Source organism: Mesorhizobium sp. M7D.F.Ca.US.004.03.1.1, assembly GCF_003998635.1.
In the GTDB taxonomy this organism is placed as follows: Bacteria; Pseudomonadota; Alphaproteobacteria; order Rhizobiales; family Rhizobiaceae; genus Mesorhizobium; species Mesorhizobium loti.
Map to the genome: position 1 here is coordinate 1 of NZ_RZQG01001476.1, position 889 is coordinate 889.

The window sequence follows — 889 nt, forward strand, 5'->3', positions numbered from 1 at the left end:
GATCACCTGCGTGCTCGGCCGCAACGGCGTCGGCAAGACCAGTTTGATGAGATCGATCGTCGGCCACCACCGGCTGACGAGCGGAAGCGTTGCCTTCGAGGGGAAGGCGCTCGACCGGAGCGCGGCGTATGACCGCGCCCGGTCGGGCATCGCATTCGTGCCACAGGGCAGGGAGATTTTTCCGCTGCTCACCGTGCGGGAGAACCTGGAATCGGGCTTTGCGCCGCTGAAACGGGCCGACCGCAACATTCCGGCGCATGTCTTCGAATTGTTCCCGGTGCTGAAGCAAATGCTCGGCCGCCGTGGCGGCGACCTTTCCGGAGGGCAGCAGCAGCAGCTCGCCATCGGCAGGGCATTGGTGATGCGGCCGAAGCTGCTGGTGCTCGACGAGCCGACCGAAGGCATCCAGCCGTCGATCATCAAGGATATCGGCCGCGCCATCCGCTATCTGCGCGACCAGGCCGGCATCGCGGTGCTTTTGGTCGAACAGTATCTCGATTTCTGCCGAGAGCTCGCCGACGAGGTCAACATCATGGACCGGGGTCTGATCGTCCATACCGGCCCGGCGGAAGATTTGGACCGTGCTGATGTCAGGAAGTTCCTGACCGTCTAGAATCGTCGTTGGACTTCAGCCGACGGTCCGAAATCATTCGCAAGTCTAATATTTCTCCGATCCAGCCATCTGCGTCACTAGCGCACCATGAGCTGCGTGCTAGTCTTTCCCATGGCTTTTGTGAGTCGGCCGCTTCCGTATCAGTCTGGTTATCGCAGATCGAGGGCGCGGCTAGCACCGGGCAAGTTTCACGCAAGCAAAGCTTCCTAGCTTCCCTCCTGCGATCTCTGTCGTTCAAACGCGTTTGGGCACACAGGCTAAGGGACAGCCATGGAA

The 889-nt window shown here is 61.0% G+C and carries 1 protein-coding gene; it reads left to right on the forward strand.

Going from position 1 to position 889, the window contains the following annotated elements:
- Nucleotides 1-613, forward strand: a 613-nt coding sequence (gene urtE, locus EN935_RS38065; protein WP_127374346.1) for an urea ABC transporter ATP-binding subunit UrtE, incomplete at its 5' end; no start/stop codon positions are given.
- Nucleotides 614-889 lie beyond the last annotated feature (276 nt).